This is a genomic window from Fervidobacterium sp., assembly GCA_026419195.1.
Taxonomy (GTDB): Bacteria; Thermotogota; Thermotogae; order Thermotogales; family Fervidobacteriaceae; genus Fervidobacterium.
This window is the reverse complement of record JANZZV010000083.1, coordinates 1-848: the sequence shown is the minus strand read 5'-3', so window position 1 is coordinate 848 and position 848 is coordinate 1. Positions and strand designations below refer to the sequence as shown.

Annotated in this window: 1 protein-coding gene; it reads right to left on the bottom strand. The window is 35.6% G+C overall.

The window, feature by feature from the left end; translation table 11 throughout:
- Positions 1–346: 346 nt before the first annotated feature.
- Positions 347–848, bottom strand: a 502-nt coding sequence (gene rplA, locus N2Z58_09445; protein MCX7654882.1) for a 50S ribosomal protein L1, incomplete at its 5' end; no start/stop codon positions are given.

Genomic DNA, 848 nt, shown 5'->3' with positions numbered 1-848 from the left:
CCAAATTTGAACTGAAAGATAAAGGATTTCTATATTTCGTATATAATTATATCACGTTTACACAAAATATTGCAATTATGTGGATGGTATATTTATGGATGGTATACTTATTTTTCTCAGATTTGTAATGAAACGCTACAAAAAGAGCTGTACTTTTTTGAAAGAGGAGGTCAAGGTTTATGAAGATAGGAGAAAAATTTATTAATTTGCTAAATATCTCTTTATAAATACGCTTACACTAAAAATCTTGTTTTAATAATTGTCGACAATTTTGGCAAATAAAGAGAAGAATTTTATGAAACTTTTTTGTTAAATAAAAAACCCCCAGTTTACACTGGGGGGGTCTTTATTTCTTTCCTTCAGCTATCGTACTTAGGTCAAGTTTTATTCCAGGTCCCATTGTTGATGCAATGACAGCCTTTTTGATGAACTGCCCCTTAACACCTGCTGGTCTTAATGCAAGTACTTGTTCATAGGCTGATTTTATGTTTTCTTTCAGTTTGGTGGTGTCAAATGAAGCTTTTCCAACCGGGAAGTGAAGGTTTCCTGTCTTGTCTGTTCTTACCTCAACTTTACCTTTTTTGAATTCTGATACAGTTGCCGCGATGTCTTCCGTAACAGTACCTGTTTTTGGGTTTGGCATAAGCCCTCTTGGACCGAGTATTTTTCCAAGTTTTCCAATTACTTTCATCATATCCGGTGTAGCGATTGCAACGTCAAAGTCGACAAAACCTTCATTGGCTATCTTATCGGCAAGTTCTTCTGCACCAACGTAATCTGCTCCTGCATTTTTCGCTTCTTCTGCCTTTTCTCCTTTTGCGAAAACAAGAACTCTTACAGTTTTACCC